24 protein-coding genes are annotated in these 21,778 nt (G+C 34.6%); 9 read left to right on the top strand and 15 right to left on the bottom strand.

What is annotated here, in order from left to right:
- The 6 genes from H7U22_RS12330 to rpsT form a co-directional block, all read right to left on the bottom strand.
- Complete coding sequence (locus H7U22_RS12330; protein ID WP_187071668.1) at nt 1–189, bottom strand: hypothetical protein; 189 nt, start codon at nt 187–189, stop codon at nt 1–3.
- A 1-nt stretch (nt 190) separates the two neighbouring features.
- The gene (locus H7U22_RS12325; protein WP_187071667.1) at nt 191–1,585 is read right to left on the bottom strand and encodes a radical SAM protein; all 1,395 of its coding nucleotides are present in this window, start codon (nt 1,583–1,585) and stop codon (nt 191–193) included.
- Between the two features lie 8 nt (nt 1,586–1,593).
- Nucleotides 1,594–2,352 carry a prolipoprotein diacylglyceryl transferase gene (locus H7U22_RS12320; protein ID WP_187071666.1) on the bottom strand — a complete coding sequence of 253 codons (759 nt, stop codon included), beginning with the start codon at nt 2,350–2,352 and terminating at the stop codon, nt 1,594–1,596.
- 5 nt (nt 2,353–2,357) lie between these two features.
- The gene (locus tag H7U22_RS12315; RefSeq protein ID WP_187071665.1) at nt 2,358–3,197 is read right to left on the bottom strand and encodes an endonuclease/exonuclease/phosphatase family protein; all 840 of its coding nucleotides are present in this window, start codon (nt 3,195–3,197) and stop codon (nt 2,358–2,360) included.
- A 68-nt stretch (nt 3,198–3,265) separates the two neighbouring features.
- Nucleotides 3,266–3,964, bottom strand: coding sequence for a RadC family protein (gene radC / locus H7U22_RS12310; RefSeq protein ID WP_187071664.1), 699 nt, complete (start codon nt 3,962–3,964; stop codon nt 3,266–3,268).
- Between the two features lie 71 nt (nt 3,965–4,035).
- Entirely contained in the window at nt 4,036–4,290 is a 255-nt protein-coding gene (gene rpsT, locus H7U22_RS12305) for a 30S ribosomal protein S20 (protein ID WP_187071663.1), read from the bottom strand.
- A 241-nt stretch (nt 4,291–4,531) separates the two neighbouring features.
- Between rpsT and purN the strand changes: the two genes are divergently transcribed.
- Nucleotides 4,532–5,110 (top strand): phosphoribosylglycinamide formyltransferase, encoded by a 579-nt coding sequence (gene purN, locus H7U22_RS12300; protein ID WP_187071662.1) that lies wholly within the window; start codon nt 4,532–4,534, stop codon nt 5,108–5,110.
- 10 nt (nt 5,111–5,120) lie between these two features.
- Here the strand turns inward: purN and H7U22_RS12295 are convergent, their stop codons facing one another.
- A complete protein-coding gene (locus tag H7U22_RS12295) occupies nt 5,121–5,768 on the bottom strand; it encodes a response regulator (RefSeq protein ID WP_187071661.1) in 648 nt (215 codons plus the stop codon).
- A gap of 141 nt (nt 5,769–5,909) precedes the next feature.
- A complete protein-coding gene (locus tag H7U22_RS12290; RefSeq protein ID WP_187071660.1) occupies nt 5,910–6,542 on the bottom strand; it encodes a response regulator transcription factor in 633 nt (210 codons plus the stop codon).
- Between the two features lie 173 nt (nt 6,543–6,715).
- On the opposite strand from H7U22_RS12290, the gene purH reads away from it, so the two are divergent.
- The 7 genes from purH to rodA all read left to right on the top strand — a co-directional run bounded on the left by purH (nt 6,716) and on the right by rodA (nt 14,739).
- A complete protein-coding gene (gene purH, locus H7U22_RS12285) occupies nt 6,716–8,242 on the top strand; it encodes a bifunctional phosphoribosylaminoimidazolecarboxamide formyltransferase/IMP cyclohydrolase (RefSeq protein ID WP_187071659.1) in 1,527 nt (508 codons plus the stop codon).
- A gap of 382 nt (nt 8,243–8,624) precedes the next feature.
- Nucleotides 8,625–9,647: a rod shape-determining protein gene (locus tag H7U22_RS12280; RefSeq protein WP_109927103.1), complete on the top strand. Its 1,023-nt coding sequence runs from the start codon at nt 8,625–8,627 to the stop codon at nt 9,645–9,647.
- Between the two features lie 36 nt (nt 9,648–9,683).
- The gene (locus H7U22_RS12275; RefSeq protein WP_187071658.1) at nt 9,684–10,055 is read left to right on the top strand and encodes a four helix bundle protein; all 372 of its coding nucleotides are present in this window, start codon (nt 9,684–9,686) and stop codon (nt 10,053–10,055) included.
- A gap of 59 nt (nt 10,056–10,114) precedes the next feature.
- A complete protein-coding gene (mreC, locus tag H7U22_RS12270; RefSeq protein ID WP_187071657.1) occupies nt 10,115–10,954 on the top strand; it encodes a rod shape-determining protein MreC in 840 nt (279 codons plus the stop codon).
- The gene (locus H7U22_RS12265) at nt 10,947–11,462 is read left to right on the top strand and encodes a rod shape-determining protein MreD (protein WP_187071656.1); all 516 of its coding nucleotides are present in this window, start codon (nt 10,947–10,949) and stop codon (nt 11,460–11,462) included. Before mreC ends, H7U22_RS12265 begins: the two co-directional genes overlap by 8 nt.
- On the top strand, nt 11,462–13,471 hold the full coding sequence (mrdA, locus tag H7U22_RS12260; protein WP_187071655.1) for a penicillin-binding protein 2: 2,010 nt from the start codon (nt 11,462–11,464) through the stop codon (nt 13,469–13,471). The genes H7U22_RS12265 and mrdA overlap by 1 nt, the downstream gene beginning before the upstream one ends.
- A gap of 5 nt (nt 13,472–13,476) precedes the next feature.
- Nucleotides 13,477–14,739, top strand: coding sequence for a rod shape-determining protein RodA (gene rodA / locus H7U22_RS12255; RefSeq protein WP_379017619.1), 1,263 nt, complete (start codon nt 13,477–13,479; stop codon nt 14,737–14,739).
- A 534-nt stretch (nt 14,740–15,273) separates the two neighbouring features.
- Here the strand turns inward: rodA and H7U22_RS12250 are convergent.
- Nucleotides 15,274–16,443, bottom strand: a complete 1,170-nt coding sequence (locus H7U22_RS12250) for a hypothetical protein (protein WP_187071653.1) — start codon at nt 16,441–16,443, stop codon at nt 15,274–15,276.
- A gap of 248 nt (nt 16,444–16,691) precedes the next feature.
- Here H7U22_RS12250 and H7U22_RS12245 point away from each other — a divergent pair, with 248 nt between their 5' ends.
- Nucleotides 16,692–17,009 carry a hypothetical protein gene (locus tag H7U22_RS12245; protein WP_187071652.1) on the top strand — a complete coding sequence of 106 codons (318 nt, stop codon included), beginning with the start codon at nt 16,692–16,694 and terminating at the stop codon, nt 17,007–17,009.
- Nucleotides 17,010–17,496: 487 nt separating this feature from the next.
- Here the strand turns inward: H7U22_RS12245 and H7U22_RS12240 are convergent, their stop codons facing one another.
- From H7U22_RS12240 to H7U22_RS12215, 6 genes are all read right to left on the bottom strand, one after another.
- A complete protein-coding gene (locus H7U22_RS12240; RefSeq protein WP_187071651.1) occupies nt 17,497–18,258 on the bottom strand; it encodes a TlpA family protein disulfide reductase in 762 nt (253 codons plus the stop codon).
- Nucleotides 18,259–18,355: 97 nt separating this feature from the next.
- The gene (locus H7U22_RS12235) at nt 18,356–18,742 is read right to left on the bottom strand and encodes a DUF1573 domain-containing protein (RefSeq protein ID WP_187071650.1); all 387 of its coding nucleotides are present in this window, start codon (nt 18,740–18,742) and stop codon (nt 18,356–18,358) included.
- Nucleotides 18,743–18,751: 9 nt separating this feature from the next.
- The gene (locus tag H7U22_RS12230; RefSeq protein ID WP_187071649.1) at nt 18,752–19,360 is read right to left on the bottom strand and encodes a bacteriocin fulvocin C-related protein; all 609 of its coding nucleotides are present in this window, start codon (nt 19,358–19,360) and stop codon (nt 18,752–18,754) included.
- 164 nt (nt 19,361–19,524) lie between these two features.
- Nucleotides 19,525–19,947, bottom strand: a complete 423-nt coding sequence (locus H7U22_RS12225; RefSeq protein WP_187071648.1) for a phage holin family protein — start codon at nt 19,945–19,947, stop codon at nt 19,525–19,527.
- Entirely contained in the window at nt 19,947–20,390 is a 444-nt protein-coding gene (locus H7U22_RS12220) for a lysozyme (RefSeq protein ID WP_187071647.1), read from the bottom strand. The genes H7U22_RS12225 and H7U22_RS12220 overlap by 1 nt, the downstream gene beginning before the upstream one ends.
- An 11-nt stretch (nt 20,391–20,401) precedes the next feature.
- The gene (locus H7U22_RS12215; protein WP_187071646.1) at nt 20,402–21,529 is read right to left on the bottom strand and encodes a hypothetical protein; all 1,128 of its coding nucleotides are present in this window, start codon (nt 21,527–21,529) and stop codon (nt 20,402–20,404) included.
- Nucleotides 21,530–21,778 lie beyond the last annotated feature (249 nt).

The following is a 21,778-nucleotide window of genomic DNA, read 5'->3' as shown; positions in this document are numbered from 1 at the left end:
CTAAGATTGGCTAAGAATTACTGCACAGGCACCAAAACCTATCACAACCATAATTACAGATATGATAATTAATTTCAAACCTGGTTTAACCGGTTCGTTATTAGTCGATTTCATAATTACCTGAATAACTCCAACAATAAAAAGAACAATTGCGGTTAAGGCATAAAGAAACAAAAGGACTATAAGCATATCAATTCATATTTAATTTCTCTCTTATTGCATCTATTTTGTTATCGCGATAAAAAATATTCATGGTTTCAAAAGGTACAATTTTGTATTTATCGCTCACAATATGCACACAGGATTTTTTCACCCCACGCACGTCAAAATCCAGCGGATCCATAAAGTTCATTATAATAATACGAAAAAGATTATCATAACTCAAGTTATCAGATTTAACTCTGGGTAAACAGCACATCAATTCTCCAAAGGTATCTTCGGCACAATCTACAGAAACACCGGTACTAAATAAATTGAGCATGTGCTCTTTCAGCTTCTCATCGTGCTCGAAAACAATGGTGTTTTTTGAATTGTTCAACAAATCTTCAGGATTGATCAAATGCGTCATTGGAATTACCTCATCGCCAATTTTTAGCGCATAAGCCATACAAAGAGCATCTGGATTGCATGGAACTGGAATTAAATCTTGAGGCGTAAATACTGGGTATTGCTCGTAAATTTTACGTCTTACTTCGGTTAAGGTAATTCTTCCTTTTTGATCATTATAATCGTCGTTTCTTCCAGCAACCTGCGTTGGCTGAAAAGTTACTCCCCGAACACATTTTTGCTTCAGTGCATAATCCAGAATATCGCCAATTTCATGATCATTCAATCCATTTTGAAGCGTAACCACTAAGGTTGTTGAAACATTGAATTGATTTAAATGATCTATGGCTTTTTTTCTAACCTCCGTTAGATCTTCACCTCTGAGCTTGGTTAAAACCTCGGGGCTGAAACTATCAAACTGTAGATAAATCTCAAAATCGGGCATATAGCTGGCCAACTTCTCCACAAAGTGGATATCCTTTGCAATTCTGATTCCATTAGTGTTGACCATTAAATGTTTAATGGGCTTTGTTTTGGCCAAATCTAGAATTGCAAAAAAATCAGGGTGAACGGTTGGTTCTCCGCCAGAAAGCTGAACAACATCCGGTTCGCCCTCATTAGCCACTACCACATCCATCATTTTATTAATTTCCTCAAGTGTTCTATGCCTTCCATAACTCGGAGAAGACATGGCATAGCAGGTTGGGCAAGCCAAGTTGCATCGATCAGTAACTTCGATTACTGTTAAGCAAGAATGCTGCTCGTGATCGGTACACAAACCGCAATCGTATGGGCAACCATAATGCACCTTGGTATTAAATTTTAGGGGCATTTCAGATTGCTTGTTGTAATTTCTGATCTGCTTGTAATATTCTACATCATCAGCAATCATAACCTTGCTATCGCCATGCGTTCTGCAGTTTTTCAGCATAAAAACCTTAGCATCCTGAAATACAATTTTGGCATCACAAAGCTGTAAACATTCAGGGCAAAGGCTTTTTGTATAATCGTAGTAAATATAATCTCGGGTATTTGCCATAAAGTTGATTAGCTAAAACTGACCTTAGTTATTCTAATTATAAACTTATAGTAATATATAAAAATAAAAATTGCAGACCAATGAATACTGCTTAAATTTAAGAATAATGGATGATATGGCTTAATGAATTCAATTAGAAACCGAAATAAAAAGTACAAAACCATAAAGAGTTTAAAACGATCGCCGTTGATTAAATGCTTCATTTTGATGCTTTGAAATAGCAGGAATAGCATTATCAAAAATATCATTTCGTAAAGCATGATCGGATGCCTCAGTTTACCATCTCCCAAATCCATCCTCATAATAAAGGTTGTTTCGATCCCATAAGTGGGCTCATCAATCCCCATAGAAAAGCACCCTATCCGACCAATAAACAGCGCAACCAAAATCGGAACAATGTATATATCGCCAGAAGCGATTTTAACACCAATTATTTTTTTGATAAGCTCTACCCCAAATAAACCGCCGAGTAAACCACCAATAATGGTTTTACTTTGGTAAAGCATTAAAAAGGTTAGATGTTTTAAAACTTCTGGTGTTTCTAAAATTGCGATAACTCTCGAACCGATTAATGCACCAAGCATGGCACCCAACATAATCCACAATCGGTTTTCATCGGATATTGGATCGATGATACCCTTTTTTAAATAGTAATATACGCGAACACCGATTATAAAGGCTAAGGTTTCAAAAATGTAATGCCAATGGTAAAACTGACCAAAAAGCTCAAACTGAAAGGGAAAATATGATGAATGAGCTGTTTCCAAATGCCTTATTTAAAGAAAAGTTTAACGAAGACAGGAAGATGATCAGAAAAATATCTTTTGTCTTTACTATCTGTAAGTACGGCAAATTTTTGCACTTTGAAGTCTTTATTTACAAAAATGTAGTCAATTCTATTTTTTAAGTCGCTGTTAAAATCAAAAGAATTAAAAGTACCAGATGGCCCATAAGGAGGCTCAACAGTAATATCCTTAGCATCAGTTAAAAAAGATTTTATGGTAGAAATGGCTTCGGTTTCTGGGGTAACATTTAAATCGCCAGTAAAAACCACGGGCAAAGTTGGTGCAATTTCCTGAATTTTCTTTTTGATCAATTTAGCAGATTCAATCCTTGCTTGAACGCCAATATGATCGTAATGGGTATTAAAAACAATGAATTCTTTTTTGTTTAGTTTATCGTATAATTTCGCCCAACTACAAACTCGATTTAAAGCTGCATCCCAACCTTTTGATGGAACATCTGGTATTGGAGAGAGCCAAAAAGTGCCTCCATCCTTTTTGGTAAATCGAGATTTATCGAAATAAACAGCAGAAAACTCCCCCTTTCTTTTGCCATCATCTCTACCTACGCCGACAACATCGAAATTTGAATTTTCTAAAAGCGCATCAAACTGTTCGGGTAAAGCTTCTTGCACACACAGAATATCTGCATCGTGAAACTTTACCAAGGCCTTAACGTTTTCTTTGCGATTTGGCCAAGCATTTATTCCATCAGAAGCTACATTTAAACGAATATTATAAGTGATAATATTAATCGCAACATTTCCTTTTTGAGCCATTGATATTGACGCCAGAGATAAAAAAATCAATAAAAATTTAAGTGTTTTCATTGGAGCAATTTACAAAAATGAATATAAAGCAGGTTCAATAATTGTTAATTAAACATTAAGAATCATCTCTAAATCATATCAGCATCCTTATAGCTGTAATATTTATTGTTGGCAAATATGAGATGATCAACAACAAAAAGACCCAAAAAATTACCTGAAGCAACAAGTTGCTTGGTTAATTTATTATCACTATCGCTTGGCTTTAAATTGCCTGAAGGATGGTTATGCGCCAAGACAATATTAGCGGCATTATTTTCTAAGGCTACTTTAAAAATTATTTTTGGATCGGCTATTGTACCCGCTTGTCCGCCTTTACTAATAAGATATTTGCCTATGATATTGTTGGATCTATTGAGCAAAAGAATCCAAAATTCTTCATGATTAAGATCTGCGAATGTTTGATGAAGATATTTATAAACATCGTTTGATGTAGTGATTTGGAAAATTTCATCTTCTACATTTTCCTTCCGCCTTAATCCAAGTTCTAACGCCGCAACAATAGAAATTGCCTTGGCCTCGCCAATACCTTTAAATTTTGAAAGGTCGCCAATAGATGCTTTGCCGAGTTTGGTTAGGTTATTTTCGTAAAAGGCTAAAATTCTCTTACTTAAATCTACCGCCGTTTCGGCTCTATTTCCAGAACCGATTAAAATGGCTATAAGTTCGGCATCGGTTAAATGCCTTCTACCATGTTGCAAAAGCTTTTCTCGTGGACGATCTTCTTCAGCCCAAAGCTTAATACCTAATTTTTGTTCGTAATCTGCCATTTTTTTTAAAATAAAAAAAGCATCCCAACTTTTGGTTGAGATGCCTTTTTAAATATCGTAAAAAAATTGACTTATTTTAAACCGTTAACGAATTTCGTTAATTTTGATTTATTGTTAGCCGCTTTATTTTTGTGAATAATGCTTTTTTTAGCTAAACGATCCAACATAGAGATTACTTTAGGCAATAAATCAGAAGCAGATTTTTTATCTTCTGCTGCACGTAGTCTTTTAATGAAAGTACGTGTAGTTTTTGCCTGATATCTATTACGTAAACGTTTTGTTGCGTTTGCTCTAATTCTTTTTAATGAAGATTTATGATTTGCCATTTCTATTTAGCCTTTTATTTTTTCTAATCGTTTCCTATAATTCGGGTTGCAAATATAGGATTTATGTTTTTAAAATACAAACACTTTTAATTTTTTTATTAACTAAAATTAAACCCCATTTCTGTTGTGCAAAAGTACGTCATTTTGAGCAATAAAAATATAAATTATTTAATTTAATAAAAATCAGTTTCTATTATGAATACACGCTTAAAATACTATTTTTGGGGAAAACGAATTTCGAGTGAAAAAACGAATAGCCATATTTGCATCAGGTTCTGGCTCCAACGCCCAAAAGCTGATGGAGCATTTTAAGCGCAGTAATGATATTGAAATCTCTTTAGTTTTAACCAACAATTCGGACGCCTATGTTTTGCAAAGGGCAGACAACTTCGAAATACCAAGTCATATTTTTGATAAACACGAACTTTATAAAACAGATAATATAATTGATTTATTAAAAAATCTAGATATTGATTTTATTGTTCTTGCGGGTTTTTTATGGCTGGTTCCACAAAATTTAATTGCAGCTTACCCTGGTCGGATTATAAATATACACCCAGCCATTTTACCAAAATTCGGTGGAAAAGGCATGTACGGTGATCATGTTCATAATGCAGTTATGGCATCAGGAGATAATGAAGGTGGAATTACCATTCATTATGTTGATGAGAACTATGATGAGGGAGAATATATTTATCAAGCAAAATATAAGATTGACAAAAACGATAACCTCGAAATGGTTAAGTTTAAAGGCCAGCAATTAGAACATTTACATTATCCAAGAATAATCGAAGGAATAGTAAAAAAAATTAAAAAATAAGATAAATAATCTAGGCTAAATATTGCGGGTGATGCATACCGTACTTGATGGCTTTCAAAATAAGATCTGGAGTTCGTTTCACTTCCATTTTCCGCATTAACTGCTTCATGTAGCTTTGAACGGTGTTTAAACTAAGCGCTAAATCCGTTGATATTTCCTTTGCAGTTTTACCAACGCACACATTATTTAAAAGTTCTTTTTCTCTTGGAGACAGATTAAATTTGAATGAATCGTAAAGCGGGCATTCTGGCAAAACACTTTTCAAACCTTCTCCCACATAAGATCTGTTAATTTCTGCATCAACAAATTTTATGGCCTTAATAAGTTCTTTTATACTTACATCTTTACCCAAATAACCATTTGCTCCAATAGCAAATGCATCATTTATTATTACGGCATCAGCCACGGTAGAAAGAACCAAAATTTTAAGTTCTGCCTTAGTTTGTAAGCCCCTGCACTTATTAATCACATCAACGCCATTCATTTTAGGCATTAACATATCCGTTATTAATAAATTAGTTTGCCAAAAATCAGCATGTTCGAAAAATTGCTCAGCATCATTAAATATGTTTATCGATTCGATAAAATCGAATTGAGAGAGAGAAAGCTTGAGTAGTTGGGATACAAGCTTGTGATCGTCGATAATAGAGATGTTCATTAACAGCATGGTTACAAAAACAGAACCATGCTAAAAAACAATGCCTTATGTTATTTTAAGGCTATTTTTTAAATATATCCTTTTTAAAACAGTAGAGATAAATCCCCAAATTTCCCCAATGTAGTTCCCAAATTTCCCCAATTATGAAATTAAACCTTGCTCTTTTGCCTTGTTTCGCAACTGATTAAGATCCTCCACCTTAAATTTTCGGATAATCTGATTAATATAAAATTGAACAGTTTCAAAACTCAAATCCATATCTAAAGCTATTTCATCAATAGTTTTGAATCCATCTATCTGCTTAATTAAACGCAACTCTATTGGAGAAAGGTGTATGTTAGTTTTGTTTTCAACTTTCCGCAAAGGAGCAATTTGCATTAGGCCCTCGCCTAGATATGTATCTAAAGGACTATTGTGTATTGATTTGATCAGTTTAGAAAGCTCATCTAGCGAAATGTCTTTCGGAAAAAACCCATTAGCGCCAAGCTCAAAAGCTTTAGAAATTAGACCTTGATCAATTACAGATGAAAACATTACGATCCTTAAATCGGATTTTGCTTTGGTTTTTCTGAGCTCCAAAACCAAATCTAAACCATTAATATCAGGCAGATAAACATCTAAAATAAGCAAGTCTGTTTTAAGTAAATCTAAATTTTGAAGAAAATCTGAACCTGTACTATAAACCCTAACCGATTCTACAAAATTCAACTGGAGTAATGATGTTTTTAAAAACTGGGCAACAAGCTTATGATCTTCTACAATTGAGATATCCATTATTTAACGGTTTTGGCATAAAAACTAGCACTAAGCATTAGCAATTTATAAAATTTTGTTGCACATTAAAGCTTTGAAGATTTATTTTTGAAAAATCTCCATTTTTTAGGGAGATAACATAATAAAAAAACCATCGTGTTTTACTACCTTTGCGGCTCAAAATTTACAGCAGAATGAGTCAATCCATTAAGATTAAAAACGCTTTAATTTCAGTATATTATAAAGATGGTTTAGAGCCGTTGGTAAAATTGTTGGCCGCTCAAGGCGTACAATTATTTTCTACCGGAGGAACAGAACAATTTATTAAAGACTTAAATCTTCCGGTAACCGCGGTTGAGGATTTAACGGGTTATCCTTCTATATTAGGTGGTCGAGTTAAAACTTTGCATCCGAAAGTTTTCGGTGGAATTTTAAATCGTAGAGCCTTAGCGGGAGATCAGGAGCAGATTGCTGAATATGAGATTCCTGAAATTGACTTGGTTATTGTTGATTTATATCCATTTGAAGAAACGGTTAAAGCTGGCGGAACACCAGAAGAAATTATCGAGAAAATTGATATTGGCGGAATTTCTTTAATTCGTGCTGCCGGTAAAAACTTTAACGATGTTGTAATTATCGCATCTAAAAACGACTACCCTACTTTACAAGCACAATTAGAGGAGCAAAACGGAGAAACTACTTTAGCACAACGTAAAACTTTTGCCAAAATCGCTTTCCATACCTCTTCTCATTATGATACGGCTATTTTTAATTACTTCAATGCTGAAGAGCCACTTGATGTTTTTAAACAGAGTATAAATACAGCTAAAACTTTACGTTACGGAGAAAACCCACACCAAGGTGGTGTATTTTATGGCGATTTAGATGCCATGTTTACAAAACTTAACGGTAAAGAACTTTCCTACAACAACTTGGTTGATGTTGATGCTGCTGTGGCATTAATTGATGAATTTGAAGATCCAACTTTTGCCATATTAAAACATACAAATGCTTGTGGTATAGCCTCTCGCGCTACTGTTAAACAGGCTTGGATTGATGCTTTGGCATGTGATCCGGTTTCTGCTTTTGGTGGTGTACTAATTACCAATGTAGAGGTTGATTTGGAAACGGCTCAAGAAATAAACAATCTGTTTTTTGAAGTTTTAATTGCGCCATCTTATCAGCCTGAAGCGATTGAGTTATTTAGCAAAAAGAAAAACCGTGTTATTTTACAACGCAATAATGTTGAATTAAGCAAAAAGCAATTCAAAACATTATTAAATGGTGTAATTGAGCAAGATAAAGATTTAATTATCGAAGGTCCTGAGCAAATGACAACAGTTACCGATAAAGCTCCAACAGCTCAAGAACTAAAAGATTTACACTTCGCAAATAAAATTGTAAAACACACCAAATCGAATACCATTGTTTTGGTTAAGGATGATGTTTTGATTGCAAGTGGTGTTGGTCAAACTTCTCGTGTTGATGCTTTGAAACAGGCAATTGAGAAAGCTGCATCTTTTGGTTTCAGCATTAAAGGAAGTTCAATGGCATCTGATGCTTTCTTCCCTTTTCCTGATTGCGTGGAGATTGCTGCAGAAGCTGGAATTACTGCTGTTCTTCAACCTGGTGGCTCTATTAAAGATGCTGATTCTGTTGCGAAAGCAAATGAGATGGGCATTGCAATGGTAACTACAGGCGTAAGACACTTTAAACACTAGTTTGAGGTAGAGGATAAACGGTTTAGGGTTAACCCACATGTCGTCATTGCGAGGCACGAAGCAATCTCACTACGTTTGTTTTTTTTTGTTGCACTATCCCAATTAAATAAACCCGATAGAAGTGATAATATTTTGTAGTACAGATAAAGAAACCTCGTAGGTTTTTAAAACCTACGAGGTTTGGGTACAAAATTAACAAAATATTTTAACGTATAGCGGGACTGATTAAAACGAAGAATTACAGGTTTTGCTTTTCAAAAGATTTTAATTGTCTTAAAAACAATGTAATGACTGAAGAAAATAAAACTTAAAACAATAAAAAAGCTATTTTTACATTAGGAATAGTATAGATTTGATAAAATAAAGAAAACACACCTTATACATGGGATTATTCAATTGGTTTACGCAAGAAGTTGCCATCGATTTAGGCACAGCGAACACCCTAATTATACATAACGACAAAGTAGTTGTAGATGAGCCATCTATCGTTGCTTTTGATCGGACTACAAACAAAGTCATCGCTATAGGTCGTCAGGCGATGCAAATGGAAGGAAAAACCCATGACAATATTAAAACCGTTCGCCCTTTAAAAGATGGTGTAATTGCCGATTTCAACGCTGCAGAGGCAATGATTAAAGGTATGATCAGAATGTTGAATGGCGGTAAAGGCTGGATGTTTCCATCTTTACGTATGGTGATCTGTATTCCTTCTGGTATTACCGAGGTAGAAAAACGTGCCGTGCGTGACTCTGCTGAAATTGCTGGTGCAAAAGAAGTTTATTTAATTCATGAGCCAATGGCTGCAGCCGTAGGTATTGGAATTGATGTTGAAGAGCCAATGGGAAATATGATTATCGATATTGGCGGTGGTACTACGGAAATTGCGGTTATCGCATTATCAGGGATTGTTTGCGATCAATCTATCCGCGTTGCGGGAGATAACTTCGACTCTGATATTGTAAACTACATCCGTCGCCAGCACAATATTATGATTGGTGACCGTACGGCTGAAAAAATTAAAATTGAAGTTGGTGCCGCTTTACCTGAATTACAGGATGCGCCTGCTGATTTTGCAGTTCAAGGTCGTGATTTAATGACTGGCGTACCAAAACAGATTACAGTTTCTTACACTGAAATAGCACATTGTTTAGATAAATCGATTTCTAAAATTGAGGAAGCAATTTTAAAAGCTTTGGAGATTACACCACCAGAACTTTCTGCAGATATTTACCAAACCGGTATTTATTTAACAGGCGGAGGTGCTTTATTAAGAGGCTTGGATAAACGTGTTGCAGCGAAAACTAAATTACCTGTTCACGTTGCGGAAGATCCTTTGCGTGCAGTTGTGCGTGGAACTGGTATTGCGCTTAAAAATATTGGAAGCTATAAATTCTTAATGCAATAAGCATAATTACGAATGTAGATTTTAGATTGACGATTGATGAATAGCGAAACGTTAAAAATAAGAACCAAAACCTGTTCTATCTCAATCGGAAAACTAATCTCTACATTACCTTTCAACGTGCTGAATAAAAATGATTCAAATCAGCTTGTTAGATGTTCAAGTTCTGTTGGTGCAAAGTACAGAGCAGCATGCAGGGCAAAATCGACAGCAGATTTTTTGAATAAGCCCAAAATAGTTGAGGAAGAATTGGGTGAATCCATGTTTTTTCTAGAGTTATTGGAAGAATTTAATCCAGATTTGAAAGTTGATATTTCAAACAACTGGAAAGAAGGAAACGAATTACTCTCAATTATGGTTTCTTCCATTATCAGGATTGGAAAAAACGAACAGAATCGTAAAACATCTTAAATGTTGATTTGAAACTATGCAATCAATCGTAAACCGTAAATCTAAAACCGTAAATTAGTATGCGTAACCTTTGGATTTTCATAAGCAGATACAACGCATTTTTCTTGTTTATTATCTTTTTTACAATTGGGGTTTTCCTAACGGTGAAAAACAATGCTTATCAGCGGAGTGCTACTTTAAACTCTACTAATGAGATTGTTGGAACGGCTTACGAAAGGCTGAACGTTTTTAAGAGATACATGAACTTGGGAATGGTTAATGATAGCCTTGCAGCCGAAAATGCCAAACTCAAAACTCAATTACTTAGAGTAACAACCGTAGATTCTGCCAAAAATGTAACTGTTATTGATACCGTTACCAATCAGCAATATACTTACTTACCAGCCAAAGTGGTAAAAAACTCGGTTACCTTACGCAATAATGTAATGACGGTTAATAAAGGAACGGTTGATGGAATTGAAACCGGCATGGCTGTAATTTCTCCTCAAAAGGGAGTTGTTGGTTTTATCCGCGATGTTTCTGCACATTTAGCCACCATTCAATCACTTTTACATAAAGACACGAAAATTAGTGTCGTAATCAAAAAAAATAATGCTTTGGGTTCTTTAGTTTGGGGCGATAACAATTTCGATATTAGAAAAGCCTTTATCAAGGAAGTTCCAAATCACATTAAAATGAATGTTGGTGATACTGTTGTTACATCAGGTTTGGCAAAGTTTCCAGCAGGAATTTTAGTGGGTAAGCTTAGTAAAACAAATGTTGCAACAAATGACAATTTCTTATCTGCTGAGCTAAATTTATTTAACGATTTTAGCACTTTGCAATATGTTTACATTGTAAAGGATAAATTGGCAAAAGAACAACAAACTTTAGAAAATCCTGTTAAGCCTAATGAATAGCAGAATTATAATTATTAACATTATTAGATGGTTTCTACTGCTTTTTGTGCAAATATTTTTGCTCAAAAACATGGGCTTTTACGATCTTTCTACACCGTTTATTTACGTACTGTTTTTACTTCTCCTCCCCTTCGGGATGCCGAATATACTTTTGTACCTATTGGCATTTGGAACAGGATTAACGATGGATGCTTTTTACGATACCATGGGTGTGCATGCTACAGCTTGCGTGGTTTTGGCTTTTGTAAGAATCTCCTTTATATCCATCAGTTTAAATAAGGATGCTATTGATGATCCTGAACCTTCTTTAAGTTACATGGGTTTTCAATGGTTTTCGTTATATGCTTTTCTTTGCGTTTTAACGCATCATCTTGTGCTCTTTTTTTTAGAAACATTTAGGTTAACAGAAATTGGTTATACCTTAATGAGATGCGGCTTAAGTTGTATCTTTACGCTACTTATTATTTTACTGGTAGAGTTTATATTCTATAAAAGAACATCCCGCTAATGGAGCAATTATTTAATCGAAAATACATTATTCAAGGTTTATTTCTAGTTGTGGCCATAATTTTATTGGCTAAACTATTTTATATTCAAATTGTTAGCGACGCTGCTTTCGTTGCAGCCGAGAGTAATGTGCTAAAGAAGAAATTCAAATACCCAGCTCGTGGCGCCATTTTGGATCGAAACATGAAGGTTATTGTACAGAATGAACCTGTTTACGATTTAATGGTTATCCCAAACGAAGTTAAATCTTTTGATACCCTCGCCCTAGCAAATGCACTGGAAATTTCTTTTGATGAGGTGCGCAAAAACTTAAAAAAGGCGAAAGCAAAATCTAATTATCAGTCTACCCCATTTTCAAAACAAATTTCCGTTCAGAGTTATGCTCGGCTTCAGGAAATTATGTATCGTTTTCCTGGCTTTTCTACTCAAGATAGAACTATTCGCCACTACCCCGACAGTGTGGCTGGACAGTTGTTTGGTTATGTTAAAGAAGTTAGTCAAGCAGATATAGATAAATCTGAAGGTTATTACAGATCTGGTGATTACATTGGTAAAAGTGGCTTGGAGCGATCTTATGAGGATGTTTTGCGTGGTGAAAAAGGCGTTGTAAATACTGTTTACGATGCACGAAATACACCTCAGGGAAGTTATGCAAATGGCAAATACGATGTAAATGCGGTTTCTGGCGAACGCTTAATTTCGGGAATTGATATCGACGTACAGAAACTTGGTGAAGAATTGATGCTGAATAAAGTAGGTGCTGTTGTAGCAATTGAGCCTGCAACCGGAGAAATTATAGCTTTGGTAAGCAGTCCGGGTTACGATCCAAATATCTTAGTAGGAAAGGGATTCGGCAATAATTACATGGACTTTATTGTGGGTAATCCATATCGCCCATCGCTAGTAAGACCAATTCAGGGTTATTATCCACCGGGATCATCTTTTAAACCGATTGATGCTTTAATTGCCTTGCAGGAAGGTGTTGTTGATCCCAATACAACTTTTAACTGCCCAGGTTATTACATGGCAGGAAACCATAAGGTAAAGTGTGAGCACGTGGATGGAAACATCAGTATGCGTAGAGGAATTGCGAGAAGTTGTAACACTTATTTTTGTCACGTATTCCAGAATCTGATTACCAAAAACGGCATGAAAAACCAGCGTCAAACTTATCAAGATTGGCGTGATAAAGTTGCGAAATTTGGTTTCGGCACCAAACTAGATATTGATATGCCTTTTGAACGCAAAGGCTATTTTTATAACGCAGATCATTACGATAAAATTTACGGCAACAGATGGGGATATACAACCGTAATTTCTCAAGCAATCGGCCAAGGTGAAATTACAGCTACTCCACTTCAAATAGCAAATGCCATGGCTATTATTGCTAACCGAGGTTATTATATAAAGCCACACTTAATTAAAGGAATGGGCGACAAAAAATTGGTTAAAAAGGAATATGTAACGAAAAATTATGTTGGGGTAGACGCAAAATATTTTGAGCCTGTAATTGATGGGATGCAAGATGCGGTTAATAGTGCTTGGGGAACTGCAACTCTTTCTCGGATTCCTGATATTATTATGTGTGGAAAAACTGGAACGGTACAGAATCCACATGGAAAAAATCACTCGGTTTTTATTGGCTTTGCACCAAGGGATAATCCGAAAATTGCCATTGCCGTTATTGTAGAAAACGCAGGATATGGTAGTACCTATGCTGCACCAATTGCAAGTTATATGGTAGAAAAATATTTAAAGAGAGCGGTAACTGGCGCAAGGGCTAATCAGGTAGAATGGATGAAAGGACAAAATCTGCTCCCACCACTTATTGACCCGAACAAAAAACCAAAATTAACTAAAGCAGATAGCTTATCCATTAAAAAAACAGATTCAGTAAAAAGAGTTAAAGACAGTTTGAAAATAAAATCTGCTGTAATTAAACAATCTGTTTCCACCAAGCCTGTAGCAAATAAGCCCGCTATTTTAAATACCAAACCCGAAACCAAATAAATATGATGCAACAACAAGGTAACCGGTTTTTTTTCAATGTAGATTGGATTACAGTATTAATCTACATTGCGCTTTGTGCAATTGGTTTCACAAATATTTATGCATCTATATACAATCCCGATAAATCTGTCGGTTTTGATTTTGCCAGCAGTTATGGTAAGCAATTAATCTATGTAATTACCGGATTAATTTTAGGATTATCAATCCTGTTATTTGATGGTAGATTATTTAACGTGTTTGCGCCATTTATTTATGGCGTAACGCTAGTGTTGCTTGTCATTGTACTTTTTGTAGGAAGAAACGTGGGCGGAAACCAAGCTTGGATTCCAATTGGATCGTTTAGGTTACAACCTTCGGAGTTTGCTAAGTTTGGAACAGCCTTACTTTTAGCCCGTTATGTAAGTACTTTTAACCCTAAATTTCAGGACATAAAATCTATATTTATCGCCGCTGCTATTGTATTAGCTCCACTTTTACTAATTATGCTTCAACCCGATACGGGCTCGGCTTTGGTATTTTTAGCTTTTATGTTTCCCTTGTATAGAGAAGGTTTATCGGGTTATTTCCTTTTAATTTTCCTCGGAATGATTGTTCTTTTTGTGGCAGATTTCTTGGTTCCAACCTATATTTTGATTTTAATTTTAACCACCATTGGAGCCTTGTTTATTTATGCAAACAAGCGGAAACAGAAGTTAATCATTACCACCGTCTTCGTTACCTTAATTGCTATTGGATATTTATTCTTGGTAAAAGTTGCTTACACGAAAGTTTTAGAACCACATCAAAGAAGTAGGATTGAACTGATGCTGGGTTTAAAAACCGATAATAAAGGTGCAGGTTATAATGTAATTCAATCTCAAATTGCCATAGGATCTGGGCAGGCAACGGGCCGAGGTTTTTTACAAGGCACTCAAACCAAATATGGTTATGTACCCGAACAAAGTACCGATTTTATATTTTCTACAATTGGGGAAGAATGGGGATTTATGGGATGCTCAGTTGTTATCGGTTTGTATATTTTCTTGCTGTTGAGGCTGATCAACCTTGCCGAGCGACAAAGATCTACTTTCTCCAGAGTGTATGGTTATAGCGTGGCTTGTATCTTATTCTTCCACGTGTTTATCAATATCGGGATGACCATTGGGATCATTCCAGTGATTGGAATTCCGCTACCATTAATTAGTTATGGTGGATCTTCCCTATGGAGCTTCACGATTTTACTTTTTATATTCCTGAAGTTGGATTCTAATAGAATGGGCTTTATTTAAAGGCTTCGTGATTTTCAGCTTAATCCGAAAGTTATTGGATGAATCCCTCCGCGGGAGAGTCCCTTCGGGATAACTCGTTCGTTATATTTATTTAGTAGTAAGATTCCCGCCTGCGCGGGAAAGACGTGGTGGCTGGGCGATGTTGCTTTACCACTTCCGTACTATGCACTTCGCATATTAAGCGTTCCGTCATTCTCAGCTTGACTGGGAATCGTAATGCTTTCGCTATCCTGTTATTTCGCATTGACATTCCTGCCTGCGCGGGAAGGACGTGGTGGCCATCATTCTCAGCTTGACTGAGAATCGTAATGCTTTCGCTATCCTGTTATTTCGCATTAAGATTCATGCCTGCGCGGGAAAGACCACAGGGCCGTCATTCTCAGCTTGACTGGGAATCGTAATGCTTTCGCTATCCTGTTATTTCGCATTAAGATTCCCGCCTGCGCGGGAAGGACGCGGTGGCCATCATTCTCAGCTTGACTGGCAATCGCTCCGCAGGAGTACATTTGGAATAATGCTTTCGCTATCCTTTTATTACTTACTAAACCTTCTATTTAACAATTCATAAAACTGATCAACGGTAGCCTGTTTGCTTGCCCAATTATTTTTTACAGCATAATTATTCTGAAGGAAACCATCTGCGGTTTCGAAATTGTTCATTTTGTTTACAATGTCTATCGCTTCAGAATAAGCCAAATTATAACCATTGAATAAATCTTTAATGAAAAGCAATTTCTCATTAAGGTTTATGGCCTGTTTTAAATCAGAAATCGGAGCTTTTACGATTTCAGAATTATGATTTGTTTTTGCTAGCAAATCATTTAAACTTGGTGCTGGTTTAGATGAAATGGGTTCAACAATTGGTTTTACTGGAACTGCTTCAGGAATAAAAATTGGACGCTCTTCTACCATTGGAGGAGATATAACAGGTTCATCAAAATCTACATCTTTCAGCGCCTCAATCGGTTCTGTAATTTCTTCGGCCGTTGGAAATTCCAATTCAGGTTCTTGGGTTATTACTTCTTCTTCATGAGATATTAAGAATGGTTCAGGACCAATCTCGTCATCTACAGAATTTTCAGTCTCTTCCGGAGCTTCAGCCTGCAATTCATCCTTCTCATGAATTCTTTTCTTTTGAGCTAAAATTTCTTCTTCGGCTTTGCTTAAAGGTCTATCGAAAATTTCTTCGACCGCTTTTGCCTCATAATCAAATTGATCATTCTCATCATGGTTTCCCAAAACAAACTCGAATGTTTTATCGCTTTGATCAGGCTTAAAAAAATCTTGCTCTCTTACCTTCTCTGCTATTTCCTCTTGAATTTTTTCATCATCAAGAACTTCCTGCTCCTGCTTTACATCTACACGCTCTTCTTCTTCTTCCGCAGTCGCCACATCAGCAAGTTCTTCTAAATCTGATAAACCCTCTTCCACTTGATTGGACAATTCCTGGGCAGGAACTTCAACAAGTTCTTCATCTTTTTTAAAATTGGAAGGTTCAGTTTTTGGTGTTTTATCCTGTGTATTAATGGTATTTAACTTCTTTACAATTTGAACATGATCGGATAGAAAGTTGGCATTTGCCAGAAAAAGCTCTACTTCCAAATCATTTAATTGATGGGGATTTTGAGCGAGGAACTGATATTGCTCATTTAATTCTGTTAATATATTACCTATTTTCCTGAAAATATCTTGCTGGTTCATCATAAAGTTTAAACGAATTTTTGGTCGATTTATGTTGGTAACTATGTATCCAAAAATAACACATAATTCTCATATTTAATTTTAATATAAAAAATTACTCAATCTGCCTTTAAATATACTATAAGGCACTTTTTATTTTTAAAAAAAGTGATAATTTATTGATTTTGTCACTTTTTTAGGGTGATTTTGTCACTTTAAATATCACATCATTTTGCTAAAATACACCATTTTACAACACAAACTAAATAAATATGTTCTGTGAATCAGATTATTATTCTAGTTTTAAAGTTCTAAATATTCTCAATATGCAAAGTAAAAAACAATGTCCAAACTGTAAAAGCTATTATACCAAATCAGATTCCCAAAAAAGCAGGAAAATGATGATGTTCATTATGGCAGTCTGGACATTAATTTGTGTTTCTGTTTTAATGAAATATTTTGATGGATTTGTAGCATTTATTGGCATTTCTACAGGTATTGCAACTTTATATTATGCTTTTAAATATTTCTTTATTAAAGTCCAATATGGACATTGTAAAACTTGCAATCACAAATGGTCTTATGCTTAAATAAAAAAGGGGTGCAACATTTGTTACTACCCCTTATCTATTTCTTTAAGAATTTAAATTATACTGTTTTGCTTCGATTAATCATAAATATTTCTTGAATAGTTTTGCAAATAAAATAACCTATCAATAGAGCAAATACAACGTTTTCTGGTGTGAAGTAGTTGGAACTATTAAATGTTATAAATCTGCTAAACAGGATGAAAAAGAGTATAGCAGATAAAACATTTAATATTACTTTTTTCCACAAAAATTTATCAAGATATTTTGTCCTCAAAAAGTTAAATAGAAGATATAATAATATAACTGTTGCTATGATAATTACTGTTTCCATATTTTTAGGTTTATTATTGTACCCAATATTAGGTCTTATAATTAAAGATAGTTAATAAAAGAAGTCGTGTGTGCTAACTATACATCCGTTAACGCAAATCAACGCTCTCAGACGTTAACGCCAAGATAACAACTTCATTTTATCGATATCGACACATTATAGTTTTTCAAGTTGTGTAATTAAACCTTCGATATCTCCCTTGTAAATTATATTCCCATTTTTGTCAAGAAGGAATGTGGTGGGATAAACAGTTATCGCAAGCTTATTGGCTTCTAGATTATCGGTCATTTGAAGTACGGGAAAACTATATTTTCTTTCAGCAATCATTCTAAATGATGTGATACCTACTTTATCAGAAGGCATAGGTGTATTAACTGCATAAAACATAATATCTTTTCTGGTTTTATATTTTTTATAGAGATTTTCAAATTGTGGAAATTCTTTAAAACAAGCACCGCAGGAAGAAAACCAGAAATCTAATACAACATATTTACCCTTATTTACTATCACTGGTTTATTATTTTTATCAAAACCAGTGATAGTAAAGTCCTTTTGGATGTTAACTTTCCCAACAAACGTACCGTAGTTAACCTTATTTAACCAAAGGTCATAACCTTTTAGGAAGACAAAGAGGTTAAATAATATATAAATGCAAAGCCAACTAATCTTCATAATCTGAGTTTTACACCTAATGTAGACCAAGCCAGCAAACACACCTAGGATATGGCAAATTCCTTCAAGTAAAGAAATTCTAGAATGTTGAAAGTCGTATAATCTTGTAGGAACTTGCAGAATCAGAATACCGAATATCAGACTGAACACTATTGCGTTCGTACTTAAAATAGTTTTGAATCTATAATTAAAAAAAACTGTAATAGTTAAAAATAATGCAAACCCAATTACTGATGCAAGGTTCATTGTGAATAATGCTCTAAATGGAGAAATCAGAACCTCTCCTATTAATGCGACAGTTACAAATAGTAATATGTATCTGACCCTCACTTTCGAGGAATATTTATTTTTTAACAAGGTAGCTTACACTTAATGAGGTGAACGGGGTATCTGTATTAGCCAAAAACATTATCTTCTTTACAGTCAAGATAGAATCAGTTACTTTAGGTATCAAAGCTACTTTAATAATCGCAAAATCATTTGGTTCTACTATTTTACTTTTAGGTTTAACTATCATACAATCACAAGATGCAACAATGCTATCTATTTTCATAGCATTTTTACCTATATTTTTTATTCTATAGGCTAGTTCGACTGTATCGACATTCTTTAATTCACCTAGCTTGATATCTTTATTTTGAACTTCAATTATAGTATTGTGGTCTTCTTTACAAGACGACAATATTAGAACAAGAACAGCAATCAACGATAAGTTTACTTTTACTCTCATTGTAAGAATCTAAAATTTGTAGCAGATATTATTACAATCGTACTGACCTAAAAACCCACACCCATTTCCAGTTTTACAGGATGCACCTTTAGTTGGACACAAACTTTCCGAATCACAAGTAAACCAAGAATTCATATTGCAATTACAAGAGGGCTTATCGTCTATCGGGTCTGGTCCAATACCATTGGTTGTAGAACCACCATCTGTAAAAACATATGCCATTTCTCTAATTTCTTCTGACGAAAAAGATGATTGGGCTTGAACTAACCAAGGGTCTCTTAGCTTTGTCAGTTCTGTTTGTTTTCCACTTACGAACAGTTCTGAATTTAATGTGGTAATCAAGTCAATAACTATTGCTTTTTGTTTTTCATTCAATTTTTTTGTTGCTAAAATTGATTTTAAATGATTTGTCCATAAGGTATACTTATCATTTTGGTCTAAAAGGTTATAAGCCAATTTGCGTTCCTCGACATTAGAAAGGTTTAAGACATTCTCAATTTTTGAATTTGTTTTTTGTAGTCCCAAAGTCTCATTCAGTGCTGAATCAGAAGATTTTTTACAAGAAAACAATAAACACAGTAATACAATCTGTGTGAGTAGCATTAATTTTTTTTTCATATACTTTTTATTTTTGATTATTAATTTCCTTATTGGAGATTATTTGAATTAAATATATGTAATAAAATAAGTTGCAAAACTATGATTATTTAGAACACCTATAATCCTTGATGAATGAGCATTTTACCGTGACAAATACTAAAAAAATTTCACAATGAATATAGTTAGTTAGAATTTTTGTTGCTGTTTATCCCTGCTAGCTTCTCTTTAATAAAAGTCCAAAAGTCTAATCCAGTTATCTCACCCAGATTTTCATAAATAGATTTAATTTCTGCACTCGCTATAAAGAATGCAACCATTCGCATAAATGGTAAAGCTGATGCAAAGGTCAGTTCAAAAAGGTGGGCTATTAAAATGGCTATCATATAAGCTACAGCCTTTCCAATCGATACCCTCATCATTTTTGAGGTAACATCTTGCTTATTTCTTCGGGCTTTCCACACACCAGTAATGAAATCAATTATTACAAAAATTGTAATCACCAACAACGATGAATGTGTTGGCGAAAAATAAAGATAAACAAAGAAGCCAAATTTATAGGCATACGGAATTGCCTTTGAGATAAGATTTAATAGGTCGTGCCACATTAGCTTTTATATAATTCAATTTCTCTTTTGCGCCTATTAACCAACACATCAATAATCACCTTGCCAGCGTGAACCCATTTCTTAAATTCAATAAATATTTCTGGTAGAGATGCTTTAGAATTCACTTTCTTCAATAATGTAGATGAAGCAAACGCAAACATCCCAACGTTATAGCAAAAACTCACCAATGCATTGAAAGCATTTTGGGTTAAAGTAACTTTAACATTTTTGTTAACTGCACTTTCATAAAGCTTAATCTTATTCTCAAAAAGTGAGACTGCTTCATCTTTAGTTATAACCTGACCTTCTTTTACTGGCGTGTTGTTAAGGTTATAAGTATTACCCCATCCAATAGTCCAAACACCAGCAGGACATTTGTAAGCTTTGAGCCTTAGCCCTTCTTCATTCTGGATAAATTCTAATCCATTCTTATCTAATTTCAATTTACCAAGGTTTATGTGTACACCCTTTGTGGACGTGGTCTGTTGGTATCAACAGCTGATTTAGGTGTAATCGTATTATAGTCTGCTGTACCAAGATTAGCTTTCTTACTGAAAGTATATGTGGATTCTATTGTATCCGATTCATTAAGCAGCTCAAACATTTCGATTGATGATATATCACTTTTCAGATTTAGTGTAGCCTTAAAGGGCATAAACCGACCTGCGAGGTTATTGATATTGTAAACCTTTCCAAAATCAAAATCACCCCTTACACTTGAAGTAAACTGTATATAAGGGCTACGATACTGATTTAAAATAGACCTGCTTGCAATTTCTAAAAGTGATTTGCTTTCCGTTTTTCCCTCCCTATACCAATTTTGCGTATAAATGTAACCAGTAGATGTATTGAAAATTAATTGGTTCGTATTACCGATATTTCCAAATTCACCAAAGGTTGGAACTAAATCATCGTAGGTCTCAGTGTAATTTTTGTCGGTACTAACTTTATAAATTTCGCCCTCATAATTATTGGTATTATTTACGCTTAACGAGACAGAAAATTCTCTCAATAGTCCACCAAATTGATAACCATTAGGATTATCATAGCTTGGATAAACAAACAGTTCCAACTTGTTAAAAGTTGTATCAGCAATTGCAGGTGAAGAAATCTCGGAGGTGTACCAAAAATCTGCTCTCCAATCACCGCTCCTATTAAGTCTATCTTGAACGTACACATCATCTGGAACTTGAAAATTCAAAAACTTGAAGGTAGTAGACCAAATATAATTGTCACCAGATTTGGTTAAAAAGTAGGTTAAAACAGGACTACTAACCTTTATACAGACTCTAACATTACCGAAATAAGCCAGCTTAACTTTAAACTTATCACCAGTAAAAAGCATATTGCTAAAATTGTAAACTGGTAAAGTTATGTTAGGAGATGTAGATACAATCGATGCATCTGAGTTATTTTTGCTTCCAATGTATAAGACCGCATCACTCCTAGTGTTTCCTGTTCTGCTTATATTCAAACCATTTGAATTCCAATATTTTGGTAATGTGTTTGCACTATCCCACTGCAAGAACTGAGAATTAAGTGTTAACACTGATGGAATGTTATTTTTATTCTCAATATTCAAATATTTATACGGTGTTTGATAAGTTAATGTAGCATCTGAATTAACAAATCTTAAATTTGATACTCCACCGATTGAACCTAAAATATTTGAAGTTGAAGATGTATTTACCGTTGAAGATGGAACAGTAAAATCAATATTATAAGTTCTTCTTAAAATCGTATTGCTTAACTTATTGCATATACCAATAAATTTGACCCCCTTTCGCCAATTTTAAATTGACCCCCAGAGTTGTTGCTTGAAAAAAGCAGA

This window comes from Pedobacter fastidiosus, from assembly GCF_014306625.1.
Classification (GTDB): Bacteria; Bacteroidota; Bacteroidia; order Sphingobacteriales; family Sphingobacteriaceae; genus Pedobacter; species Pedobacter fastidiosus.
Note: the sequence above shows the minus strand (reverse complement) of the source record. Positions and strands in the feature narration are given on the sequence as shown.

Excerpts from the sequence above, each read along its gene's own strand:
- H7U22_RS12330 (WP_187071668.1), bottom strand. The coding sequence starts at position 189 with ATGCTTATAGTCCTTTTGTTTCTTTATGCCTTAACCGCAATTGTTCTT.
- H7U22_RS12325 (WP_187071667.1), bottom strand. The coding sequence starts at position 1,585 with ATGGCAAATACCCGAGATTATATTTACTACGATTATACAAAAAGCCTT.
- H7U22_RS12315 (WP_187071665.1), bottom strand. The coding sequence starts at position 3,197 with ATGAAAACACTTAAATTTTTATTGATTTTTTTATCTCTGGCGTCAATA.
- radC (WP_187071664.1), bottom strand. The coding sequence starts at position 3,964 with ATGGCAGATTACGAACAAAAATTAGGTATTAAGCTTTGGGCTGAAGAA.
- rpsT (WP_187071663.1), bottom strand. The coding sequence starts at position 4,290 with ATGGCAAATCATAAATCTTCATTAAAAAGAATTAGAGCAAACGCAACA.
- H7U22_RS12295 (WP_187071661.1), bottom strand. The coding sequence starts at position 5,768 with ATGAACATCTCTATTATCGACGATCACAAGCTTGTATCCCAACTACTC.
- H7U22_RS12290 (WP_187071660.1), bottom strand. The coding sequence starts at position 6,542 with ATGGATATCTCAATTGTAGAAGATCATAAGCTTGTTGCCCAGTTTTTA.
- purH (WP_187071659.1), top strand. The coding sequence starts at position 6,716 with ATGAGTCAATCCATTAAGATTAAAAACGCTTTAATTTCAGTATATTAT.
- H7U22_RS12280 (WP_109927103.1), top strand. The coding sequence starts at position 8,625 with ATGGGATTATTCAATTGGTTTACGCAAGAAGTTGCCATCGATTTAGGC.
- H7U22_RS12275 (WP_187071658.1), top strand. The coding sequence starts at position 9,684 with ATGAATAGCGAAACGTTAAAAATAAGAACCAAAACCTGTTCTATCTCA.
- mreC (WP_187071657.1), top strand. The coding sequence starts at position 10,115 with ATGCGTAACCTTTGGATTTTCATAAGCAGATACAACGCATTTTTCTTG.
- H7U22_RS12265 (WP_187071656.1), top strand. The coding sequence starts at position 10,947 with ATGAATAGCAGAATTATAATTATTAACATTATTAGATGGTTTCTACTG.
- mrdA (WP_187071655.1), top strand. The coding sequence starts at position 11,462 with ATGGAGCAATTATTTAATCGAAAATACATTATTCAAGGTTTATTTCTA.
- rodA (WP_379017619.1), top strand. The coding sequence starts at position 13,477 with ATGCAACAACAAGGTAACCGGTTTTTTTTCAATGTAGATTGGATTACA.
- H7U22_RS12250 (WP_187071653.1), bottom strand. The coding sequence starts at position 16,443 with ATGATGAACCAGCAAGATATTTTCAGGAAAATAGGTAATATATTAACA.
- H7U22_RS12245 (WP_187071652.1), top strand. The coding sequence starts at position 16,692 with ATGTTCTGTGAATCAGATTATTATTCTAGTTTTAAAGTTCTAAATATT.
- H7U22_RS12240 (WP_187071651.1), bottom strand. The coding sequence starts at position 18,258 with ATGAACCTTGCATCAGTAATTGGGTTTGCATTATTTTTAACTATTACA.
- H7U22_RS12235 (WP_187071650.1), bottom strand. The coding sequence starts at position 18,742 with ATGAGAGTAAAAGTAAACTTATCGTTGATTGCTGTTCTTGTTCTAATA.
- H7U22_RS12230 (WP_187071649.1), bottom strand. The coding sequence starts at position 19,360 with ATGAAAAAAAAATTAATGCTACTCACACAGATTGTATTACTGTGTTTA.
- H7U22_RS12225 (WP_187071648.1), bottom strand. The coding sequence starts at position 19,947 with ATGTGGCACGACCTATTAAATCTTATCTCAAAGGCAATTCCGTATGCC.